A 20202-nucleotide genomic window follows, 5' to 3' on the forward strand; every position below is an offset into this window, starting at 1 on the left:
TTGCTTCTACGATGGAGCTCGCGCGGCGGCCGGAGCGGCCGGCGAGGGAGAGAGGGCGTTGTGGGGACGACGGAGCCCGAGATCGGTGGACTGGCGGACGACCGCCCGCTGTTGGGCCGCACCAGCACGGCGGAGCGGGTCGCGGACATCCTGCGCACCCGCATCGCGGAGGGCTACTTCCCGCCGGGGGAACGGCTCTCCGAGGACAGCATCGGCAAGGCGCTCGGCGTTTCGCGCAACACACTCCGCGAAGCGTTTCGGCTGCTCACCCATGAGCGGCTGCTCGAGCACCAGCTCAACCGCGGGGTGTTCGTGCGGATGCTCGCCGTCCAGGACGTCGTGGACATCTACCGCACCCGGCAGCTCGTCGAATGCGCCGTCGTGCACGGGCTCGGTGAGCCACCGTACGCACTGGACACGCTCGAAACGGCGGTCGCGGGCGGCGAGCGGTCGGAGCGCGAGCACGACTGGCAAGGCGTCGCCACGGCCAATATCCACTTCCATCGCGAACTCGTCGCGCTGGCCGGCAGCGCCCGCACCGACGAGCTGATGCGCAGCGTGCTGGCCGAGCTGCGGCTCGCGTTCCACGTGGTGGACAATCCACGGCGGCTGCACCAGCCCTATCTCGTACGCAACCGGGCCATCCTCGAAGCGCTGCGGGCCGGCGACCGGTCGGGCGCCGAACGGCTGCTCGCCGACTACCTCGACGACTCACGCACGCAGATGGTGGAGACATACGCGCATCTGGTCGACGAGCCGGATGAGGACGGAGCGTAGCCGGACGGTCGCTTCTGCGCCGTTTCGACCGTTGTCAGTGCGAGGACCTAATCTGTGCAGCGTGACTTCGCCTGCCTCGACGGACTTCGTTCCGCCCCAGCTCAGCGCGGGGCCGAGGCCCGCACAGGGCCCGGCCGCCGACGAAGGGCTCGCGCGGCGACTGCGCGCGCTCGCGTGCACCGCGCCGCTGCACGATCTCGACGTGCGCAAGGCCAATCTCGCGGGCGAGTACTCGGTCTACGCGATGGCGGAGGTCGCCCTCGCGGCCATCGACCTCGTCACACTGAACATGGACTTCGACACCGGCGCCGACCATGACCAGATAGTGGCCAGGCTGCTGCCGCGCGTCGCGGCCCAGGCCCCGCGGCGCCCGGTCGCCGAGCACGAGCGCGTCGCCCGCTGGGTGCTGGAGAACCTGATCAACGTCGGCAGCGTGGACCGCGGATTCCGCGCGGTGTACGGCACCTTCGGACCCGACGGCGTCTACACCCGCCGTGACTACGACTTCAAGCTCATCGAGGAAGTCCCGGGATACGGCGGCAGCGTCTATCTCCGTACGACCGACGAAGCGGTCAACGTCCTGGTCGGCGCGCTCGACACGGACGTCACCAGCGCGCAGATCGCGGCCGAGGTGAAGCTGGAGGTCCTGATCAGCCGCGGCAGGCTCGCCGACGCCCAGCTCGCCGCCGAGCAGGCCAGGTACCGCACCGTGCAGTACGCCGAGACGCTGCGCAGGACCCTGGAAGCGACCCGCCGCAATGTGCGGGCCGTCGACTGGCTGAACGCCGTCCCCGACATGATCGCCGAGGCGCTCGACCATGTCGCCGACCGCTACCGCCATGAGAACGCGATCCTCACCAACATCCGCAAGGCACGCGACGAGGCCGAGGACTCCGAGCACAAGCGGCGCGCCGCCGAGCTGGTCGACATAGTCAAGGACTGCATCCGCCGCCACACCCAGCTGCAGTCCCGGCTGCTGGAGGCCGGCCCGCTGTTCCGCGCCGAGCAGGACCGCCAGGCCTTCGCCCGGCCCACCGCGCGCTCCGGACTCGATCTGTACGGGCAGCTCGTTGCCCCGCTGCTGCCGCTGCCCCTGGAAGCGGCGATCCGCGTCACGGACGCCTTCTTCGCGCGCGGCACCGGGCTGCGCACGCCGTCGTCCGTACGGGTCGGCGATCTGGTCGACATGCTGCTGACCCCGCCGGTGGAGCGCGAGCATCTGGGCGCGGAGATGCCCGAGCCCGATCTGATCGCCACCCCGGACGACAGCCGGTTCAGCGACGAGCAGCTCGCGAGCGCGATGGAGCTGCTCGACCTGGAGCACGACGCACCGCGCCGGCTCTCCGGCCTGCTCGCCGAGGCCCGCCGCCGCGACCCCGAACTGCCGTATCTGGTCGCGCTGCTGGCCGTGCACGCGGCGAGCCCGCCGGTCGGTACCGCCTACCGGCAGGGCGAGGAGCGCCTGCTGTTCGCCGTCGACGACGGCACCGAGCTGGAGGACCCGGAGTTCGGCGGCGCCGACCTGATCGTGGGCATGGCACTGCTGGACGCGGCGGGCATGGCGGCGGACCGCACGGAGGCCGCGTGAGTACCAGTACCGGGGCTCCGCCCCGGACCCCGTTCCTCAACCGCCGGAGAGGCTCATGTTGGGGCTCCGCCCCAAGCCCCGCTCCTCAAACGCCGGACGGGCTGATCTTCCAGCCCGTCCGGCGATTGAGGAGCCCGATGGGCGTACCGGGGCCTGGGGGCGCAGCCCACAGATACGGGAAGGGGCGGGTAGGGGAGAGGCCCGCCGCAGGCGCCCCGTCCCGACCCGCAGCCCACCCCTTCACCTCAGACCTTCCGCAGGAGCACCAGTGACCGACCACCACGCCGAACAGCACGAGTGGCGTGAGGCGGACGTCCATGAGGAGTCGGGCCCGGCCACCCCGACCGCGGTCACGCCCGCCGACGCGGCCGACGCCGCTCGACTCGTCTCCTTCGGGCTGCAGCCCAAGCTGCTGCCCGCACGCGACGCCGAGTACGCCGAACTGCTGCGCCGCTACCGCGAAGACGCCGCCTTCGCCCGGCTCGCCGACGCTGTCGCCACCGGCCTCGGCCTCGTCGTCCTCGAAGTCTCCCCGCGCGCCGGCATGGCCGTGGCCGCCGGTGAGGACTCGGTCTTCGCCGTCCGCATGGGCGACTACGCCCGGCGCACGTCCGCCGACTCCGCCGACCGCTTCCTGCACGGCCTGGCACATCTCGCCGTCGCCGCCATGGCGTTCCCGCGCCCCGAAGACCTCGCCGACGACGGGTACATCGGCCGGATCACCGTCAACGGCGTCGATGCCTTCGTCCGCCAGGCCTGCCGCCGCCTCGAGGAGCGCGCCGAGGAGCAGGGCGAGAACACCGACCCCGCCACTGAAGCCCCGGGCCTGGAAGCGGCCTGGCGGATCTACGCACGGCGCAGCGCCACCGGCGCCACCAAGGACGCGCGCCGTCTCGCCGGATCCACCACCGGCATCGTCGGCAAGGCCGTCGCTTTCCTCACCGACTCGGGCTTCCTCCAGCGCACCGGTGACGACGCCGGAGGCGCGTACCGCACCACCGCCCGCTACCAGTTGCAGGTACGCGACATGGCGGGCAGCGCGGCCATGGCCGAGCTGCTCGAGCTCGGCGTCGTACCGGTCAGCGACGGCACCGCCACGCTCGTGCCGCCGCCCGACGCGGACGACCTGGAGCTGGCCGCCGACGCCGGCCTGCCCTTCCACGCCTGATCCTGCCACCTGCCGAAGACGAGAGTCCGCCGCCATGTACGAGCTGTCCCGGGTACGCCTCTACTCCATCGGGCCCGCCGGTGCGCGCTATGCCGACACCGTGCTGGACCTGCGCGGGGTCGGCGAGCCCGTGCCCCACCCCGCTCCCGCCCAGGCGGAGTTCTTCGAGGAGGAGCCGGTCGGCCCGCCGCGCCGCCCCGCCCCCGCGGGTGTGCTCTTCCTGGAGAACGGCGGCGGCAAGTCCGTACTGCTGAAGCTGATCTTCTCGGTGATGCTGCCCGGCCACCGCAACACCCTTGGCGGCGCCAGCTCCGGCGTACTGCGCAAATTCCTGCTCGCCGACGACTGCGGGCATGTCGCCCTGGAGTGGCAGCACACGCTCACCGGCGAGCTGGTGGTGGTCGGCAAGGTCAGCGAGTGGCGGGGCCGCCAGGTCTCCAACGACCCACGGAAGTTCGCGGAAGCCTGGTACTCCTTCCGGCCGGGCCCCGGCCTCAGCCTCGACTCGCTCCCGGTCGCCGAGGCCACCACCGTCCGCCCACCCGTCGAGGGCGCATCGGGCGCGCGTGGCCGCCGCCGCACCATGAAGGGCTTCCGGGACGCCATCACCGAGGCCGGCAAGGCGTATCCGCACCTCGATGTGTACTGGGAGGAGATCCACGACCGCTGGAACGAGCACCTCGGCGACATCGGCCTCGACCCCGAACTGTTCCGCTACCAGCGGGAGATGAACGCCGACGAGGGCGAGGCGGCCGGACTCTTCGCGGTCAAGAAGGACTCCGACTTCACCGACCTGCTGCTGCGCGCCGTCACCGACACCCGTGACACAGACGGCCTTGCCGACCTCGTCAGCAGCTTCGGCAACAAGCTCGGCCGCCGCGCGGAGCTCACCGCCGAACGCGACTTCACTGCGGGATCGGCGGATCTGCTCGGCCGGATCGTGGAGGCGGCCGAGACCCGCGCCAGGGCCCGCGAGATCCACGCGGGCGCCGAACGCCGCACCCGTACGCTCGCACGTCGGCTCTCCGCCCGCGCCGCGGAGGAGCGCGGGCGTACGAGCGACCTCGCCCAGCAGGTCACCTCGGCCGCACACACGGTCACCGAGGCCGAGCAGGCGCGCAGCCGCAGCTCTCTCATCGCCGCGGAACTCGCCTACCGGCACGCCTCGTTGGCGCTCACCGTCGCGGAGAAGGGCGCCGCGGCACAGCGCCGTGAGCTGACCGACGCGCGCACGCTGCACTCCGCCTGGCAGGCCGCCGAAGCCGTACTGCGCCACCGGGCCGCCGGCGACCGCTCCGCGCGCGTCGCCGCGGCGATCCGTGAGGCCGAGCGGGACGCGGCCCCGGCGCTCGCCGCCCGCGCCACGGCCGCCGCCGATCTCGTCCGCGCGCTGCACGCCGCGGCCGAGGGCGGGGAGCGGGTGGCCAACGAGGAGGAGGAGCGTTCCGCGGCGCTCCAGGAGGCGGGCGAGGCCGCCCACCGCGACGCCACGGTCGCCGCCACCGAGGCACAGCGCGCCCGCAGCGAGATCGGTCATCTGCGCCAGCGGCTCAGCGAGGTGGAGCAGGAGACGGCCGAGGCGGTACGGGCCGGCTGGCTCGACGACACCGCACCCGACGCCGACCCGGCGCGAGCGGCGCTCGCGGCGAGCGACGCGGAGAAGACGGCGGTCGCGGCCTGGGACGCGGCCCGCGAGGCCGGGCGTACGACGGCGGACCGGGCGAAGGAGGCGGCCGCGGCGGAGGCGCGCGCGGAACTGGCCGCGGCCCGTGCGGCCGACGCGGCGCTGGCCGCGGAGAACGCGTACGAGGCGGAGCGCCGCGCGGCGGACTCGATCGCCGAGGACGAGCGTCTGGCGGAGCTGCTCAGCCTGCCGCCATCGGCTCCGGCGGTGGTGCCCTCCCCGAGGCGGGACTCGGGCGCGGCGGGATCGGGTGGTGACCTTCCTGCCGGGGGAACGCCGGAGGCCGCGGGTGGCGACGGGCGACTCTCCGCTACCGGGCATGGGGCGACGGCCGCCCAGGCGGCGGGCCACTCGGCCGACGGGCTGCGAGCCGAGCCCGCAGGCCAGGAACCGTCGGTCTCGGCGCCGGGCGGTGGCGTTGCCGGTACGGACGGAGGGTCGTCCGCCGATGGGCGCGGGAGCTCAGCCCACGCCCAGGCCGGAGCCGTTGCGGACCACGGCCCCACGGCGGCCGATTACGGTGACGGCGTTGCCCGTACGGACCAGGAGCCCACCGTCTCCGAGGCGCCCGGTGGGGCGGGCGGCCACGGGCAGGCGGGAGCCGGTGCCGGGCGAGCGGCCACCCACGGCGCGGACCACGGGCACGCGAGCCCCCGTCCGGCTCACGCGCTCGCCGACGCGCGAGCCGAGGGACATATGGCTCACGCGCTCGCCGGACCCGACGGGTCGGGTCACCCGGCCGCCGGTCGCATTCCCGCCGCAGCCCATCCCACCCGCACCGTCGTCACTGCCCCCCTCCGTGCCGACGAAGGCCCCCTCACCGCAGACGAGTTGGACCGGTTCGCCGACGAGTTGCGCGAGCTCCTCGACCAGTCCGTCGCCTCCGCCGAACGGAATCTCTTCGATCTGCGTACCGCCGCAGCCGACGACGCCCGCATCCTCGGCGCGCTGGGCGACGGCGGGCTGCTGCCCCCGGGACCCGACGTCCTCGCCACTGTCGAATACCTCGGTGAGCACGGCATCCCCGCCCTCCCCGGCTGGCGTTACCTCGCGCAGGCCGTCGACCCGGCCGATCATGCCGCCGTGCTCGCCGCTCGGCCCGAGCTGGTCGACGGTGTGGTGATCACCGACCCGGCGTCGCACGCCCGCGCGCGCGAAGTCCTCGCCGGAGCCGCGCTGTTGCCCCGCTCCGCCGTGGCCGTCGGCACCGCCGCCGCGCTGCTCGCGCCCGTGCCGAGCCCCGGCCCCGGCACCGGCGGCGAGAACGGCGAGGTGTTCCTCGTACCGCCGAACCCCGCCATGCACGACGAGCACGCCGCCGACGAGGAGCGGCAGGCGCTGCGGGCCCGGGCCGCCGCCCGGGACGAGGAGATCCGCGCGCTGGCGGCCCGGCTCGCCGGAGACCGTTCGATCGCCGCCCGCCTCGGCTCCTGGCGCGACGACTGCCCCGCCGGCATGCTCGCCGAGCTCGCCCAGGGCGCGCAGACGGCCCGCGAAGCCGCCGAGGAGGCAGAGTCGACGCTCAGCGGGGCCCGTACGGTGCGCGCGGAGGCGGACGAGGCCGCGGCGGACGCGGCCCGTGTCCGGGACGAGCGCCAGGACACGGCCCAGCGCGCCCGCCGCGCCGCCGACGCGCTCGCGGGCCTCGCCTTCCGGCTCCGGGAGCGGGCCGGCTGGCAGGTGAAACTGCGTGAACTGGCCGACGAGGCCGCCGAGTCCGAGGCTCGAGCCGCGACCTGCCTGGAGCGGGCAAAGGCCGCCGACGAGGACCGCCGTGCCGCCCAGCGCGCCGGTGACGACGCCCGCCGTACCGCTCGCGCCCTCCGCGCCGAGCGGGCCGAGATCGCCGGTGCCCCCGAAAACCTCCCCGACGCGGACCCGGACGCGCCGCGCACCGCGCTGCCCGCCCTGCGCGAGGCCTACCGCGCTGCCTCCCAGCTGTACGAGAAGGTGGGCGTCGGCGCCGACCTGCGCGCCGAGCAGGCCCGCGCCGAGAGCGACGAGAGCGCGGCCCTCGCCGAGCTGGACCGGCTCACCAACAAGGTCCGCACCCGCGCCGCGCAGCTCCTGGAGGGTACGGACGGTGCCGACGGGCCCTCCCGCCAGGCAGCCGCCGCTCGCGCCGAGTCGCTCGTGCAGATGCTGGAGTCGCGCGCCTCGGAAGCCAGCGAGAAGCTCGGCCGGCTGCGCGGCGAGTCCGAGCGGCTGGCCCCCGCCGACGGCGAGGCGCACACCGAGCTCCCCGAGGACCTGGTCCCCGCCGACGCCGAGCAGGCCCAGGCCCAGCTGCGTACCGCCACCGCCGAACTGGCCTCCCGTACCGACGCGTTGGAGACGGCCCGCGCAGCTCACAGCGGCCTGCTCCAGGCACACCGGGTGGCCGAGGACGCGGCGGGCGGCTTCGACGAGACCGCCGCGCTGCTGCGCGACCTGCTGCGGGACCACAGCCAGGACGAGGAGACGGCACAGGACCCGGATCCCTACCCGGGCAGCCTGGAGGAGGCGCGGCACTCCGCCGCCGAGGCCCGCCGTTCGCTGCGCGGGTGCGCCACCGACCTTTCGGCCGCCGAGGCAGCCGTACGGGAGGCGAGCGACATCCTCGTACGGCACGCCAACTCCACCCGCTACGAGCAGGTGCGCACCCCCGCGCGCCAGCAGATCCGGGAGCTGCCCGCCGCATCCCTTCCCGAGCACGCCGCGAAGTGGGCGGAGGCCTTCGCGCCCCGGCTGCGCGTACTGACCGACGAGCTGGAGCAGTTGGAGCGCAACCGCGACACCATCGTCGACCGGCTGCGCGGTCTGGTGGAGTCGGCGCTGACGACGCTGCGTTCGGCGCAGCGGCTCTCGCGCCTTCCCGAGGGGCTGGGTGAGTGGTCCGGGCAGGAGTTCCTGCGGATCCGCTTCGACGAGCCGGACCAGACGACGCTCGCCGAGCGGCTCGGCGAGGTCATCGACGAGGCGACCCGCGCCGCCGTGAAGAAGAACTCCACCGCGACCTACGGGGAGGGCCGCAGGGACGGAATGTCCCTGCTGCTGCGCGGAGTTCAGGCAGCGCTCCAGCCGAAGGGTGTCGCCGTGGAGATCCTCAAGCCCGACGCCGTGCTGCGCGCCGAGCGGGTCCCGGTGGGTCAGATGGGAGATGTCTTCTCCGGCGGCCAGCTGCTCACCGCGGCGATCGCCCTGTACTGCACGATGGCCGCCCTGCGCAGCAACGACCGCGGCAGGGACAAGCACCGGCACGCCGGCACGCTCTTCCTCGACAACCCGATCGGCCGGGCCAACGCGACGTATCTGCTGGAGCTCCAGCGCGCCGTCTCCGATGCCCTGGGCGTCCAGCTGCTCTATACGACCGGGCTCTTCGACACCACGGCCCTCGCCGAATTCCCGCTGGTCATCCGGCTGCGCAACGACGCCGATCTGCGCGCGGGCCTGAAGTACATCAGCGTGGAAGAACATCTGCGGCCCGGACTGCCGCAGCAGGACCCGTCAGGTGAGTCGGTGCACGGCGAGATCACCGCGACCCGGATGTTCAAGCGGACCCCGCCCCCGGCGGAGCCCGCCACGGACCCGGTTGCCAACGACCGGCCGAGCGTGGATGCGGCCGTCACCCACCAGCCCGCCACGGACCCGGAAGATGCCGCCCCGGCCGCCACGGACCCCGTCGGCTAGGCGGCGCCGCCCGCTCCGCATCACCCACGAGGCACGGCCGTTCAGGCTTGTGAGAGCCTGCCCGAGCCGCCTCGCCGTATCCGCTCGGCCTGGCGGGCGGCCGCCCTGGCCGTCCGCCGCGTCCTGCGGCGCTCACGTCGCAGCTGCCGTGCCGTGCTGCTCGGTATGGACACCACGCCATTGCGCTGGTTCCACACCTGGCGGGTCACCCAGACGTCCAGCACCGCCCACGTCGCCACCACCGTGCTGCCCACGCTGCTGAGAACCATCGGGAAGGCCAGCCAGGACCCGGTGAGCGTGCAGAGAAAGGCGACCATTCCCTGAATCATCGTCAGTGAAGCGATGATCACCGCGCGGACCGCTGCCGTACGGACCGGATCGGCCATGCGCCGGCTCACCGCCGGCTCCTCCACCCAGAGCTGCCGTGGGACATTCGCATAACTCGTCGCCTGCACCCCGCTGCGACGCTCGTCCGTGTCCATGGACCCTGTCACTCCCACCTCTGTCCGACTTCAGGGTGGCTGCCCGGATTCCGCTGCTTTACTCCGGCCGCCGAATCCAAAGCCGGGTGAAGTCGAGCCGAATGTGATGTGTGCGGCGCCTGCGGATCCCCGAGCCCCGTACAGAATGACGATTGACCAGGCAGGAAGATTCCCGCAGAGCGAAGAATTCCAGCCATCTGTGACGGTCCGAAAGATGACGCGCCGCCAGGTGTGGTCCGCCAACGCCGGAATGCCATCTCCCCGAATACCAGGACAACCCATGATCAACGCGCCTGTCGTCGGCCGAAAAACATCCGGACGAGCCTTCGAGTTGTCCGTGTGACAGTAGTAGGCTCACGCCGTTTGTTGACGGAACACCACCCGCACCGTGCGGGGGTTGAGCAGGGGGAGGCCATGCGCTTTCGCGGGAAGTCCATCCGCCGGAAGATCGTGGCGTTGTTGCTGGTGCCGCTTGTCTCCCTCACCGCGCTCTGGGGCTTCGCCACCGTACTGACCGGTCGGGACGCCAGTCAGCTTCTGGATGTCAATTCCGTGGTGAAGAAGGTCGGTTATCCGGTCGCGGACACCGCCATCGTCATCCAGAAGGAGCGCCGCCAGACGCTCATCTACCTTGCCGACCGCCGGGCTTCCGACGCTCTGCCCTCCCTGCGCGATCGGCGCGAGGCCACCGACCGGGCCGTGGCCAAGATCAAATCGAATATTGAGAAGTCCGGAATCCGCGAGGACATGCGGCCCGACACCTCGCAGAAGCTGAGCTCTCTCCTCGACGCGCTCGACGGCCTCGGCGCCCTGCGCCGCTCCGTGGAGGCGGGCACGGCCTCCCGCAGCCAGGCCCTGGAGTTCTACAACCGGCTCGTCGACCCCTGCTACAGCTTCCTGCTGACACTCCATGCCCTCGACGACGTCGACATGGAGCGCCAGGGCCGCGCACTCGTCGGCCTCGTCCGCGCCGCCGAAATGCTGTCCCGCGAGGACGCGTTGATCGCCTCCTCGCTGACCACCGGCAAGATCACCGCCGATGAGATCCGTTCGCTCTCCGACTTCGTGGCGAAGCGCGAGCTGTACTACGAGACCAACCTCGAAGTCCTGCCCGCCAAGGAACGCGAGATCTACGAGCAGTACTGGCGCAGCCCCAAGACCGCGCCCCTGCGCGACACCGAGGAACGCCTCATCCAGGCCGGCCCGGTCGGTGACGCGGGCGCGTCCGAAGCCGGACGCTGGCAGGCCGCGGCCACACCCGTCCTCGACGACCTCGTCCGCGAGGCCAACGAAGCGGACGTCCGCTACCGGCACCGGGTCGAGCCCTCGGCGTACAGCGTCTTCGTCAAGGCGGGTATCGCCGGCGTACTGGGCTTCCTCGCCCTCCTCGTCTCGGTGATCGTCTCCGTACGCATCGGCCGGGACCTGGTCCGCGACCTCTCCCGGTTGCGCAAGGAGGCCCACGAGGTCTCCGGCGTCCGCCTCCCCAGCGTGATGCGCCGCCTCGCAGCCGGCGAGCATGTCGACGTCGAGACCGAAGCCCCGCGCCTCGACTACGACAAGGACGAGATAGGCCAGGCGGGCCAGGCGCTCAACACCCTGCAGCGGGCAGCCGTCGAGGCCGCCGTCCGCCAGGCCGAGATGCGCCGCGGAGTCTCCGAGGTCTTCGTCAATCTCGCCCGCCGCAACCAGGTCCTCCTGCACCGCCAGCTCACGCTCCTCGACACCATGGAGCGGCGCACCGAGGACACCGAGGAACTCGCTGACCTGTTCCGCCTCGACCACCTCACCACCCGTATGCGCCGGCACGCCGAGGGCCTGGTGATCCTCTCCGGCGCCGCCCCGTCCCGCCAGTGGCGCAAGCCGATCCAGCTGATGGACGTCGTACGGGCCGCGGTCGCCGAGGTCGAGGACTACGAGCGCATCGAGGTGCGCCGGCTGCCGCGTATCGGTGTCGGCGGTCCGGCGGTCGCCGACCTCACTCACCTCATCGCCGAACTCCTCGAGAACGCCACGGTGTTCTCGCCCCCGCACACCGCCGTCCAGGTGCACGGTGAGCGGGTGGCCAACGGCTTCACGCTCGAAATCCACGACCGGGGCCTGGGCATGGCCCCGGAAGGGCTGCTGGACGCGAATCTACGGCTCGCCGAGACCCCCGAGTTCGAACTCTCCGACACCGACCGGCTCGGCCTCTTCGTCGTCAGCCGGCTTGCCCAGCGCCAGAACGTCCGGGTCTCGCTGCAGCCCTCCCCGTACGGCGGGACCACCGCGGTCGTCTTCATCCCCGCAGCCCTGCTCACCGAGGCTCCGGAGACCCAGGGCACCGGCTTCCGCCTCGACCGCAAGAGCGAGAGCGCGGCCGGACGCCGCGGCAGCGACGGCAAGCTCGCGACGCTCGCCCAGGTCCCCACCGGTCTCAGCGGCTCCACGCTCCTGGACGGACCCGTCGAACTGGAGGCGCCCGTCGGTGCGTTGGGCTTCGACGACCGGCCGGTGCTCGGCAGAGGCGACTCCATCGCCGACATCGAGGACACGGAGAGCGAACGCGGCGGAATCTTCCGTGCCCGCGCCCGGGACCGTCGTCGCGAAACCCCGGACGAGCAGCACCAGCAGGCGCGGGACCAGTCGCCCGGGCAGATCGGCGGCCCGGTGCCACTGCCACGCCGCAAGCCTCCGACCCTGGTCTCCGACCACGGCCGCAGGGTCGACGAGCGGGGCCGGGCCCACCCTGCCCCGGCTCCCGGCCCCGGGCGCAGCGCGGAGCCTCCACTCGCGCCCGCCCCCGATCCACGCCCCGCGGCCTGGCCGGCACCCACCCCGGTACCCGCACCCACTCCGGAACCGACACCGGCACCGCACCCCACTCCGGAATCGACACCGCGGCCCGCTGCGGAACCGGCCCCGGCCACGCTCGACGGCCTGCCCCGTCGGGTCCGCCAGGCCAGCCTCGCCCCCCAGCTCAGGGAGACGTCCGGCGCCGCCGGGCAGCCGCCCGCACCGGCAACCGAACAGGACATCGAGCGGGACGCGGAACAAGTACGCACCCGCATGGCTTCAATGCAGCGAGGCTGGCAGCGCGGCCGCCTGCAGAACGCCGAAGAGGCCGAGGCCACCGACCAGGCCACCGGCCCCGGCGAGACCGCACCAAGAACGACATCTGAGGGGGACGGTCGATGACCGCACCGCACGCCGCAGCATCCAGCGCCCACGGCGCCCATCCCACCATCAACGGCTCCGGCGAGCTCAACTGGCTCCTCGACGAGCTGGTCGACCGCGTCGCCAGCATCCGTAAGGCACTGGTGCTCTCCAGCGACGGACTGGCCACCGGCACCTCCCGGGACCTCACCCGTGAGGACAGCGAGCATCTCGCCGCCGTCGCCTCGGGATTCCACAGCCTCGCCAAAGGCGTCGGCCGCCACTTCGAGGCCGGCAGGGTCCGGCAGACCGTCGTGGAGCTGGACGAGGCCTTCCTGTTCGTCACGGCGGCGGGCGACGGCAGCTGTCTGGCCGTGCTCGCCGACTCCGACTCCGACGTCGGCCAGGTCGCGTACGAGATGACGCTCATGGTCAAGCGGGTCGGCGTCCACCTCACCACCGCGCCCCGGGCCGGTCTGCGCACCGGAGGGTGAGTGGATGGCATGAGTGAGTCAGCTCAGTACGCTCAGCAGCCCCACCACTTCTTCGATGCCGAAGCGGGCCCCGTAGTCCGTCCGTACGCGATGACCCGCGGACGGACCAGCAGCGCGACCCGTCACCGCCTCGACCTGATTGCTCTGGTCGTCCCGGAGCTCGCGGCCGACGACCCCGGCCGCGACCAGTTGCTCTCCCCGGAGCATGTCGAAATAGTCGAGCGCTGTGGCGACACCCCTCAGTCGATAGCCGAACTCGCGGCCATCCTTGACCTTCCCGTCGGAGTGGTCCGCGTCCTGGTCGGCGATCTCGTCGAGGACGCACTGGTGCATGTAACCCGTCCCGTTCCGCCGGCCGAACTGCCGGACGTGAGCATTCTCCGCGAGGTGATCAATGGTCTTCGGGCGCTCTAGCCGCCGAAAGCCACCCGTCGAACCGGTGACGCTGAAGATCCTGGTGGCAGGCGGATTCGGCGTGGGCAAAACAACCTTGGTGGGCGCGGTCAGCGAGATCAGACCGCTGCGTACCGAGGAGACGCTGAGCGAGGCCGGCCGGCCCGTCGACGACATCGAAGGTGTCGAGAACAAGACGACCACCACGGTCGCCATGGACTTCGGACGCATCACGCTCCGCGAGGACCTGGTGCTGTATCTCTTCGGCACACCGGGGCAGGACCGTTTCTGGTTCCTCTGGGACGAGCTGGCGCAGGGCGCGCTGGGCGCGGTCGTCCTCGCCGACACCCGCCGCCTGGAGGACTCCTTCGCGGCGATCGACTACTTCGAACGCCGTGGCATCCCGTTCACCGTGGCCGTCAACTGCTTCGAAGGGGCAGGCCGTTTCCCCGGCGAGAGCGTGCGTGCCGCGCTGGACCTCGACTCCGAGGTGCCGCTGCTGATGACCGACGCCCGTGAACGCGAGTCGGTCAAGGAGGTGCTGGTGGCGGTGGTGGAGCACGCCCTGACCCGAGCCGACCGGCAGCGCGAGCACGCCACCACCTGAGCTCGCCACCACCTGAGCCCGGCGGACCCGGCAGAGACACGGCCCGTACCCCCACCGACTGGGGTACGGGCCGTGAGCTCGTTGCGGCCGGCTCAGGATCGCCCGCTCAAGAGCGCCGAGTCGTCAACGCGCCGCCTCAGGACTGGCCGCCGTCCTCCTCCCAGCCGAAGCTCCGCTCCACCGCCTTACGCCAGTTGTGGTACTCGCGCTCGCGGATCTGCGCCTCCATCCGCGGTGACCACTCCACATCGCGCTTCCAGTGCGCCTTGAGCTCGTCGAGGTCGGACCAGACGCCGGTCGCCAGCCCCGCCGCGTACGCCGCCCCCAGACAGGTCGTCTCGGAGACCTTCGGCCGGATCACCGGCACCCCCAGCACGTCCGCCTGATGCTGCATCAGCAGATTGTTGGACGTCATGCCACCGTCCACCTTGAGCGTGGTGATCTGCACCCCGGAGTCCTGGTACATCGCGTCGACGACCTCACGTGTCTGCCAGCTGGTCGCCTCCAGCACCGCCCGCGCCAGGTGCGCCTTGGTGACATACCTGGTCAGGCCGGTGATCACACCACGCGCGTCGGAGCGCCAGTACGGGGCGAAGAGCCCGGAGAACGCCGGGACGATGTACGCCCCGCCGTTGTCGTCCACACTCGCCGCCAGCGTCTCGATCTCGTCCGCGCTGCGGATGATGCCGAGCTGGTCCCGGAACCACTGCACCAGAGCGCCGGTGATCGCGATCGACCCCTCCAGGCAGTACACCGGCGCCTCTTCGCCGATCTTGTAGCCCAGGGTGGTGATCAGCCCGCTCTTCGAGGCCACGGGCCGGTTGCCGGTGTTGAGCAGCAGGAAGCTGCCGGTGCCGTAGGTGTTCTTGGCCGTGCCGGTGTCGTAGCAGGCCTGCCCGAAGATCGCGGCCTGCTGGTCGCCGAGAGCGGATGCCACCGGCACGCCCGACAGCTGGCCGACTGCCGTCCCGTACACCTCCGCCGAGGACTTGATCTCGGGAAGGATCGCCTGCGGCACATTCATCGCCGACAGGATCGCCGGATCCCACTCGAGGCTCTGCAGGTTCATCAGCATGGTGCGCGAAGCGTTGGTCACATCGGTGACATGGACGCCGCCGTCGGTACCGCCGGTGAGGTTCCAGATCAGCCAGGAGTCGATGGTGCCGAAGGCGATCTCACCGCGCTCGGCCCGGCCGCGCAGCCCGGGCACATTGTCCAGCAGCCAGGCCGCTTTCGGCCCGGAGAAGTAGCTGGCGAGCGGCAGTCCCGTCGTGTCGCGGAAGCGGTCCTGCCCGTCCGTGCCGCCCAGTTCATGGCAGAGCGCGGCGGTACGGGTGTCCTGCCAGACGATCGCGTTGTGCACCGGCTTGCCGGTCGCCCGGTCCCACAGGACCGTCGTCTCCCGCTGGTTGGTGATGCCGAGCGCGCTGAGCTGGTCGGCGCGCAGCCCGGCCTTGGCGATGGCCCCCGCCACCACGGCCTGGACCTTGGACCAGATTTCGGTGGCGTCGTGCTCCACCCAGCCGGGCTTGGGGAAGATCTGGCGGTGCTCACGCTGGTCGACGGCGACGATCGCGCCGTCCTGGTTGAAGATGATGCAGCGGCTGGACGTGGTGCCCTGGTCGATTGCGGCGACGAACCTGTCCGTCATGACGTCCCCTTGTTGATGAGGCCGGAAGGCCTAGAAGGCTGCGTTGAAGATGAGGCCGGCCAGCAGCCCGCCGATCACGGGTCCGGCCACCGGCACCCAGGCGTAACCCCAGTCGGAGGATCCCTTGTTGGGGATCGGCAGCAGTGCGTGGGTGATGCGCGGCCCCAGGTCGCGAGCCGGGTTGATGGCGTAGCCGGTCGGCCCGCCGAGTGACAGACCGATGCCGACGACCAGCAGCGACACCAGCAGGATGGAGATGCCGGAGCCGTAGATCCCGGCGTCCTGCCCGGGGATCTGGCCGATGCCGATGCCGTCGTTCTTGCCGAAGGCGAGTAGCGGGAGCACCAGACCGATCGTCGCGATGATCTCGGTGATCAGGTTGGCGGCAGGATTGCGGATCTCCGGACCGGTCGAGAAGATCCCGAGCGTGGGCTGCGCGTTCTTCTCGTCCGCGTTGGCCTGGAACTGCGCGAAGTAGACGAGATAGGCGAGTACGGCGCCGAGGATCGCGCCGACCATCTGTCCGAGAATGTACAGCGGAACCTTGCTCCACTCCCCGGTGTCCACGGCGACGCCCAGTGTCACGGCCGGATTGAGATGACCGCCCGACAGCGGAGCGGCGGTGTACGCGCCCGCCAGCACACCGAAACCCCAGCCGAAGGCGATGACGACCCAGCCTGCGGCCTTCGCCTTGGAGTGATGGAGGGTGACGGCGGCGCAGACGCCCGCGCCGAAGAGGATGAGTATCGCGGTGCCGATGACTTCACCGACGAAAATGTCTCCATTGCTCATGGCAACTCCTAGGCCCTCGCCCGGGGGCCCTGCCACGGTCCTCCGTGCAGGGTGCGTGCTCCATGGCGTTCGTGCTCCATGGCGTTCCATGGCTACGGATCCGAAGGCAGGGGAGTCCATACCCCGTCCGATGTCCGTGACGAGCGTGGTGAGCGTGCCGAAGTGCGGCGATGCCGACGATGAGGCAGTGTTCACCGGCCGTGATGGGTCGTCAAGGTCGTTGACAGCAAGTGCAGTTCACGAACGGTGCGTTGACACGCTAGCGGGGAACGTAAGGCAGCGGGAGTACGCCTGGCAGGTCCGCTCAGCGAACAGCGACGACCGCCGAACCATGGCCGAACAGCCCCTGGTTCGCGGTGATCCCGGCGCGGGCACCGGTCACCTGGCGCTCTCCGGCCGCACCGCGCAGCTGCCAGGTCAGCTCGCAGACCTGCGCGATGGCCTGGGCGGGCACGGCTTCGCCGAAGGACGCCAGCCCGCCGCTGACGTTCACCGGGATGCGCCCGCCGAGTGCTGTGGCGCCTTCGCGTACGAGCTTGGCTCCTTCACCCGCCCGGCACAGACCGATGTCCTCGTACCACTCCAGCTCCAGCGCGGTGGACAGGTCGTACACCTCGGCGAGCGAGAGGTCGTCGGGCCCGATGCCCGCCTCCTCGTACGCCGCCAGCGCGATCGAGGCGCGGAAGGAGTGCGGGAAGGGGTCCACGGCGGCCGCCGAGTCGGTCGCGATGTCCGGAAGGTCGAGTACGGCCTTCGGATAGGTCGGCGTGACGGTGGAGACGGCGCGGATACGGACCGGGTCGGCGGCCCCCTGCCGACGCGCGAAGTCCATGCTGGTCAGCACCAGCGCGGCCGCGCCGTCGGAGGTCGCGCAGATGTCGAGCAGCCGCAGCGGATCGGCGACCACCGCGGAGGCGGCGACGTCCTCGACCGAAACGGTCTTGCGGTAGCGGGCGTTGGGGTTGAGCGCGCCCGCCGCCGCGTTCTTGACCTTGACCAGCGCGAAGTCTTCGGGAGTGTCCCCGTACAGAGCCATACGGCGGCGGGCGTAGAGCCCGAAGTACGCGGGGTTGGTCGCGCCGAGCACCCGGAAGCGCAGCCAGTCCGGATCGTCCGGCCGATCGCCCCCGGCGGGTGCGAAGAAACCCTTCGGCGCCGAGTCCGCACCCACCACCAGCACCACGTCGGCCATCCCGGCCAGGATCTGGGAGCGTGCGGTGTTGATCGCCTGCGCGCCCGAGGCGCACGCCGCGTAGACGCTGGTGACGCGTGCCCCCTGCCAGCCCAGCGCCTGTGCGAACGTCGCCCCCGCCACATACCCGGGATAGCCGCAGCGCATCGTGTCCGCGCCGACCACCGAACGCACCTGCCGCCAGTCGATCCCGGCGTCGGCCAGCGCGGCCCTGGCCGCGGCCGTGCCGTACTCGACGAAGCTGCGGCCCCATTTGCCCCAGGGGTGCATTCCGGCCCCGAGGACCGCCACGTCGCCGGTCATGACGCCGCCCCCACGGGCCGCCAGTGCCAGGTCGTCCAGACGGTCTCCGCGTCCTCGTTGAGCACACCCGGTACGACCTCGACCTCCATGCCGACCGCCAGCTCCGCGACGGTCACCCCCGGCACGGCCTGACCGAGGACGACCATCCGCTCGGCCTCGAGCTCGACGGCGAGAAGCGCGTACGGCTCCCACTCCGCTTCCGGGTCGGACACGTACGGCGCCGGGGGGCGGTAGCGCCCGTCCGTGTACGACCACACCCGTCCCCGCTTGGAGAGCGGCACCTCCGCCAACTCGCCGCCCGTGCAGGCCGGGTTGCGGCAGTACGAGTCCTCGCGCGGGAAGAAGACCGATGAGCAGGCCGTACAGCGGGTGCCCAGCAGGCGGAAGTCCTCCTCACCGCTGTCCTGTGCGAACCATCCGGCCACCACGGGCGTGCGCGTCAAGGTTCCTCCCCGGCACCGCAATCTGACGGAACGTCAGAAGTGTGCCACGGTCAGCGGTTCTCGGCGAGCCACTTGGCGGCGATCTCGGCCAGTTCGCCGTCCCGGCCCGCCAGCATCATCCGGATCATCTGCATGTCGCCCCGCAGCGACCAGGCGGGATGCCCGAAGGTGGCGGGGTTGTTCTTCTCGATGAAGAAATGGGCCGGCCAGGCCGTCCCGTAACCGATCAGCGGCAGGGCGGCCGCATACCGCTTCCGCCCGCGCGCCAGCCCGTACGCGCTCACCGCAAGGCCGGTCAGCGTGCCGGTCAGATGGACCCAGCGGGTCGCGGACCTCGAATGCATCGCGACGTAGTAGGGCCAGAACTCCTCGTACGAATCAAATGTCTGCTGCGCCATATCGGCACCGTAATCCCTCGGCCGGAGAACCGTCAGTGCCCGGCGACCGAACGCCGCGCCACGGGGAAGTCGAAGAAGGTGTCGGGGAAGGGCTCCGGCTTGAAGGTGAAGTGCCACCACTCCTCGGGAAGGTTCACAAAGCCGACCGCGCTCAGGGTGCTCTTCAGCAACTGCCGGTTGGCGCGCTGCTTGCCCCCAATCCTGGGGTCATCGGTGTGCGACAACGTGTCGAAGCAGTCGAAGCCGGTCCCCATATCGACGGAATTGTCCGGGAAACGCTCGGACTTCGGCGAGTAGCACGGGACGAGACGCTCGCCGGGGACGTAGGGCCTGGTGGGCAGGGCCGGCAGCTTCACGATGGTGAGATCGACCGTGCTGCCCCGGCTGTGCCCGGACTTCTCCGCTATGTAACCGTCCTCGAACAGTCGCGACTTGTCGACTTGAGGATAGAACTCCTTTTTCATCGCCTCGTCCTCGAGGTCCTTCGCCCACCGCACGAAGTGGTCGACGGCCCGCTGGGGCCGGTAGCAGTCGTACACCTTCAGTGAGTAGCCCTGCCGCAGCAGCTTCGACTGCGCCCGGTGCAACGCCTGCGCGGTGGGCCGGGTGACGATGCAGAGCGGCTGGCGGTAGCCGTCCACCGGCTCGCCCACGAAGTTGTGCACGGTCTTGTAGCGCATCTCCTGGATGATCGTCGGGTCCACGGTACGCAGCGCCACGAACTCCTTCGGAGCCTTCGGTTCAGGATGGGCCTGCGCCATGGGGGTGGTGGCCGCGGTGATGGCGAGGAGAGCGGCGGCCGTCGCCCCGAAGGCGCGGAACGCGGAAGCAAGTCCAGTCATGCGCCCACCGTTTACCAGTTCCCGGCCCGGCGGGAAAGGGCGATCGGATACAGTCCGCGCGTGCCCAAGGACTCCCACTGCGGCAACTGCGGAGCGTCGTACGGCCCGGTCGCCGATTGGCCCCGTATCTGCCCGGCCTGCGGCGAGACCGCGTACCGCAATCCGCTGCCCGTCGCCATCGCGCTGCTTCCGGCCCATGACGCCGACGGCACCGGACTCGTCGTCATCACCCGCACCATCGAACCGCAGCGCGGCGGCATCGCCCTGCCCGGCGGCTTCATCGACCACGGCGAGGACTGGCAGCAGGCGGTCGTACGGGAGCTGAAGGAGGAAACCGGCATCGAGGCGGCGCGCGCGGACGTCCGGCTCGCCGACGCGCTGAGCTCGCCGGACGGCCATCTCCTCCTCTTCGGCCTGCTGCCGGAACGTAACGCGGCGGACCTCCCCGGCCCGGCGCCCACGGAGGAGACGGACGGCTGGCATCTGCTGCGCGGCCCCGCCGAGCTGGCGTTCCCGCTGCACACCATTGCCGTACGGAACTGGTTCGCCGGCCACTACGGCTGAGTGCGGACCGGAAGCCGCCT

The 20202-nt window shown here is 71.4% G+C and carries 16 protein-coding genes; 9 read left to right on the forward strand and 7 right to left on the reverse strand.

Annotated elements, in window-relative coordinates; translation table 11 throughout:
- Positions 1-60: 60 nt before the first annotated feature.
- The 4 genes from ACFYXH_RS35285 to ACFYXH_RS35300 all read left to right on the forward strand — a co-directional run bounded on the left by ACFYXH_RS35285 (position 61) and on the right by ACFYXH_RS35300 (position 8886).
- Positions 61-777: a GntR family transcriptional regulator gene (locus ACFYXH_RS35285; protein WP_389571902.1), complete on the forward strand. Its 717-nt coding sequence runs from the start codon at positions 61-63 to the stop codon at positions 775-777.
- A gap of 61 nt (positions 778-838) precedes the next feature.
- Complete coding sequence (locus ACFYXH_RS35290; protein WP_389571905.1) at positions 839-2365, forward strand: hypothetical protein; 1527 nt, start codon at positions 839-841, stop codon at positions 2363-2365.
- A 268-nt stretch (positions 2366-2633) separates the two neighbouring features.
- On the forward strand, positions 2634-3533 hold the full coding sequence (locus ACFYXH_RS35295) for a hypothetical protein (RefSeq protein ID WP_389571908.1): 900 nt from the start codon (positions 2634-2636) through the stop codon (positions 3531-3533).
- A gap of 34 nt (positions 3534-3567) precedes the next feature.
- Positions 3568-8886 (forward strand): hypothetical protein, encoded by a 5319-nt coding sequence (locus ACFYXH_RS35300; RefSeq protein WP_389571911.1) that lies wholly within the window; start codon positions 3568-3570, stop codon positions 8884-8886.
- Positions 8887-8927: 41 nt separating this feature from the next.
- Here ACFYXH_RS35300 and ACFYXH_RS35305 read toward each other — a convergent pair whose 3' ends face one another.
- Positions 8928-9368: a hypothetical protein gene (locus tag ACFYXH_RS35305; protein ID WP_389571914.1), complete on the reverse strand. Its 441-nt coding sequence runs from the start codon at positions 9366-9368 to the stop codon at positions 8928-8930.
- Positions 9369-9782: 414 nt separating this feature from the next.
- Here ACFYXH_RS35305 and ACFYXH_RS35310 point away from each other — a divergent pair, with 414 nt between their 5' ends.
- From ACFYXH_RS35310 to ACFYXH_RS35325, 4 genes are read left to right on the forward strand one after another with little or no spacing between them, the layout of a single operon-like run.
- Complete coding sequence (locus ACFYXH_RS35310) at positions 9783-12545, forward strand: nitrate- and nitrite sensing domain-containing protein (RefSeq protein ID WP_389571916.1); 2763 nt, start codon at positions 9783-9785, stop codon at positions 12543-12545.
- Entirely contained in the window at positions 12542-12997 is a 456-nt protein-coding gene (locus ACFYXH_RS35315; protein WP_389571919.1) for a roadblock/LC7 domain-containing protein, read from the forward strand. Before ACFYXH_RS35310 ends, ACFYXH_RS35315 begins: the two co-directional genes overlap by 4 nt.
- A 9-nt stretch (positions 12998-13006) precedes the next feature.
- Positions 13007-13411 carry a DUF742 domain-containing protein gene (locus tag ACFYXH_RS35320; RefSeq protein ID WP_362679657.1) on the forward strand — a complete coding sequence of 135 codons (405 nt, stop codon included), beginning with the start codon at positions 13007-13009 and terminating at the stop codon, positions 13409-13411.
- The gene (locus ACFYXH_RS35325) at positions 13392-13997 is read left to right on the forward strand and encodes an ATP/GTP-binding protein (RefSeq protein WP_385308641.1); all 606 of its coding nucleotides are present in this window, start codon (positions 13392-13394) and stop codon (positions 13995-13997) included. The genes ACFYXH_RS35320 and ACFYXH_RS35325 overlap by 20 nt, the downstream gene beginning before the upstream one ends.
- A gap of 136 nt (positions 13998-14133) precedes the next feature.
- On the opposite strand, the gene glpK is transcribed toward ACFYXH_RS35325, so the two are convergent.
- From glpK to ACFYXH_RS35355, 6 genes are all read right to left on the reverse strand, one after another.
- Positions 14134-15648: a glycerol kinase GlpK gene (gene glpK, locus ACFYXH_RS35330; RefSeq protein WP_385308643.1), complete on the reverse strand. Its 1515-nt coding sequence runs from the start codon at positions 15646-15648 to the stop codon at positions 14134-14136.
- Between the two features lie 30 nt (positions 15649-15678).
- Positions 15679-16440 (reverse strand): MIP/aquaporin family protein, encoded by a 762-nt coding sequence (locus ACFYXH_RS35335; RefSeq protein ID WP_389571924.1) that lies wholly within the window; start codon positions 16438-16440, stop codon positions 15679-15681.
- 304 nt (positions 16441-16744) lie between these two features.
- The gene (locus ACFYXH_RS35340; RefSeq protein WP_389571927.1) at positions 16745-17935 is read right to left on the reverse strand and encodes a lipid-transfer protein; all 1191 of its coding nucleotides are present in this window, start codon (positions 17933-17935) and stop codon (positions 16745-16747) included.
- Positions 17932-18363: a Zn-ribbon domain-containing OB-fold protein gene (locus ACFYXH_RS35345; RefSeq protein WP_389571975.1), complete on the reverse strand. Its 432-nt coding sequence runs from the start codon at positions 18361-18363 to the stop codon at positions 17932-17934. The genes ACFYXH_RS35340 and ACFYXH_RS35345 overlap by 4 nt, the downstream gene beginning before the upstream one ends.
- A gap of 65 nt (positions 18364-18428) precedes the next feature.
- On the reverse strand, positions 18429-18776 hold the full coding sequence (locus ACFYXH_RS35350) for an Mpo1-like protein (protein WP_389571930.1): 348 nt from the start codon (positions 18774-18776) through the stop codon (positions 18429-18431).
- A 32-nt stretch (positions 18777-18808) separates the two neighbouring features.
- The gene (locus ACFYXH_RS35355; protein ID WP_389571933.1) at positions 18809-19618 is read right to left on the reverse strand and encodes a M15 family metallopeptidase; all 810 of its coding nucleotides are present in this window, start codon (positions 19616-19618) and stop codon (positions 18809-18811) included.
- A gap of 60 nt (positions 19619-19678) precedes the next feature.
- Here ACFYXH_RS35355 and ACFYXH_RS35360 point away from each other — a divergent pair, with 60 nt between their 5' ends.
- A complete protein-coding gene (locus tag ACFYXH_RS35360; protein WP_389571935.1) occupies positions 19679-20182 on the forward strand; it encodes an NUDIX domain-containing protein in 504 nt (167 codons plus the stop codon).
- Positions 20183-20202 lie beyond the last annotated feature (20 nt).

It is taken from the genome of Streptomyces sp. NPDC002730 (genome assembly GCF_042888805.1).
Classification (GTDB): domain Bacteria; phylum Actinomycetota; class Actinomycetes; order Streptomycetales; family Streptomycetaceae; genus Streptomyces.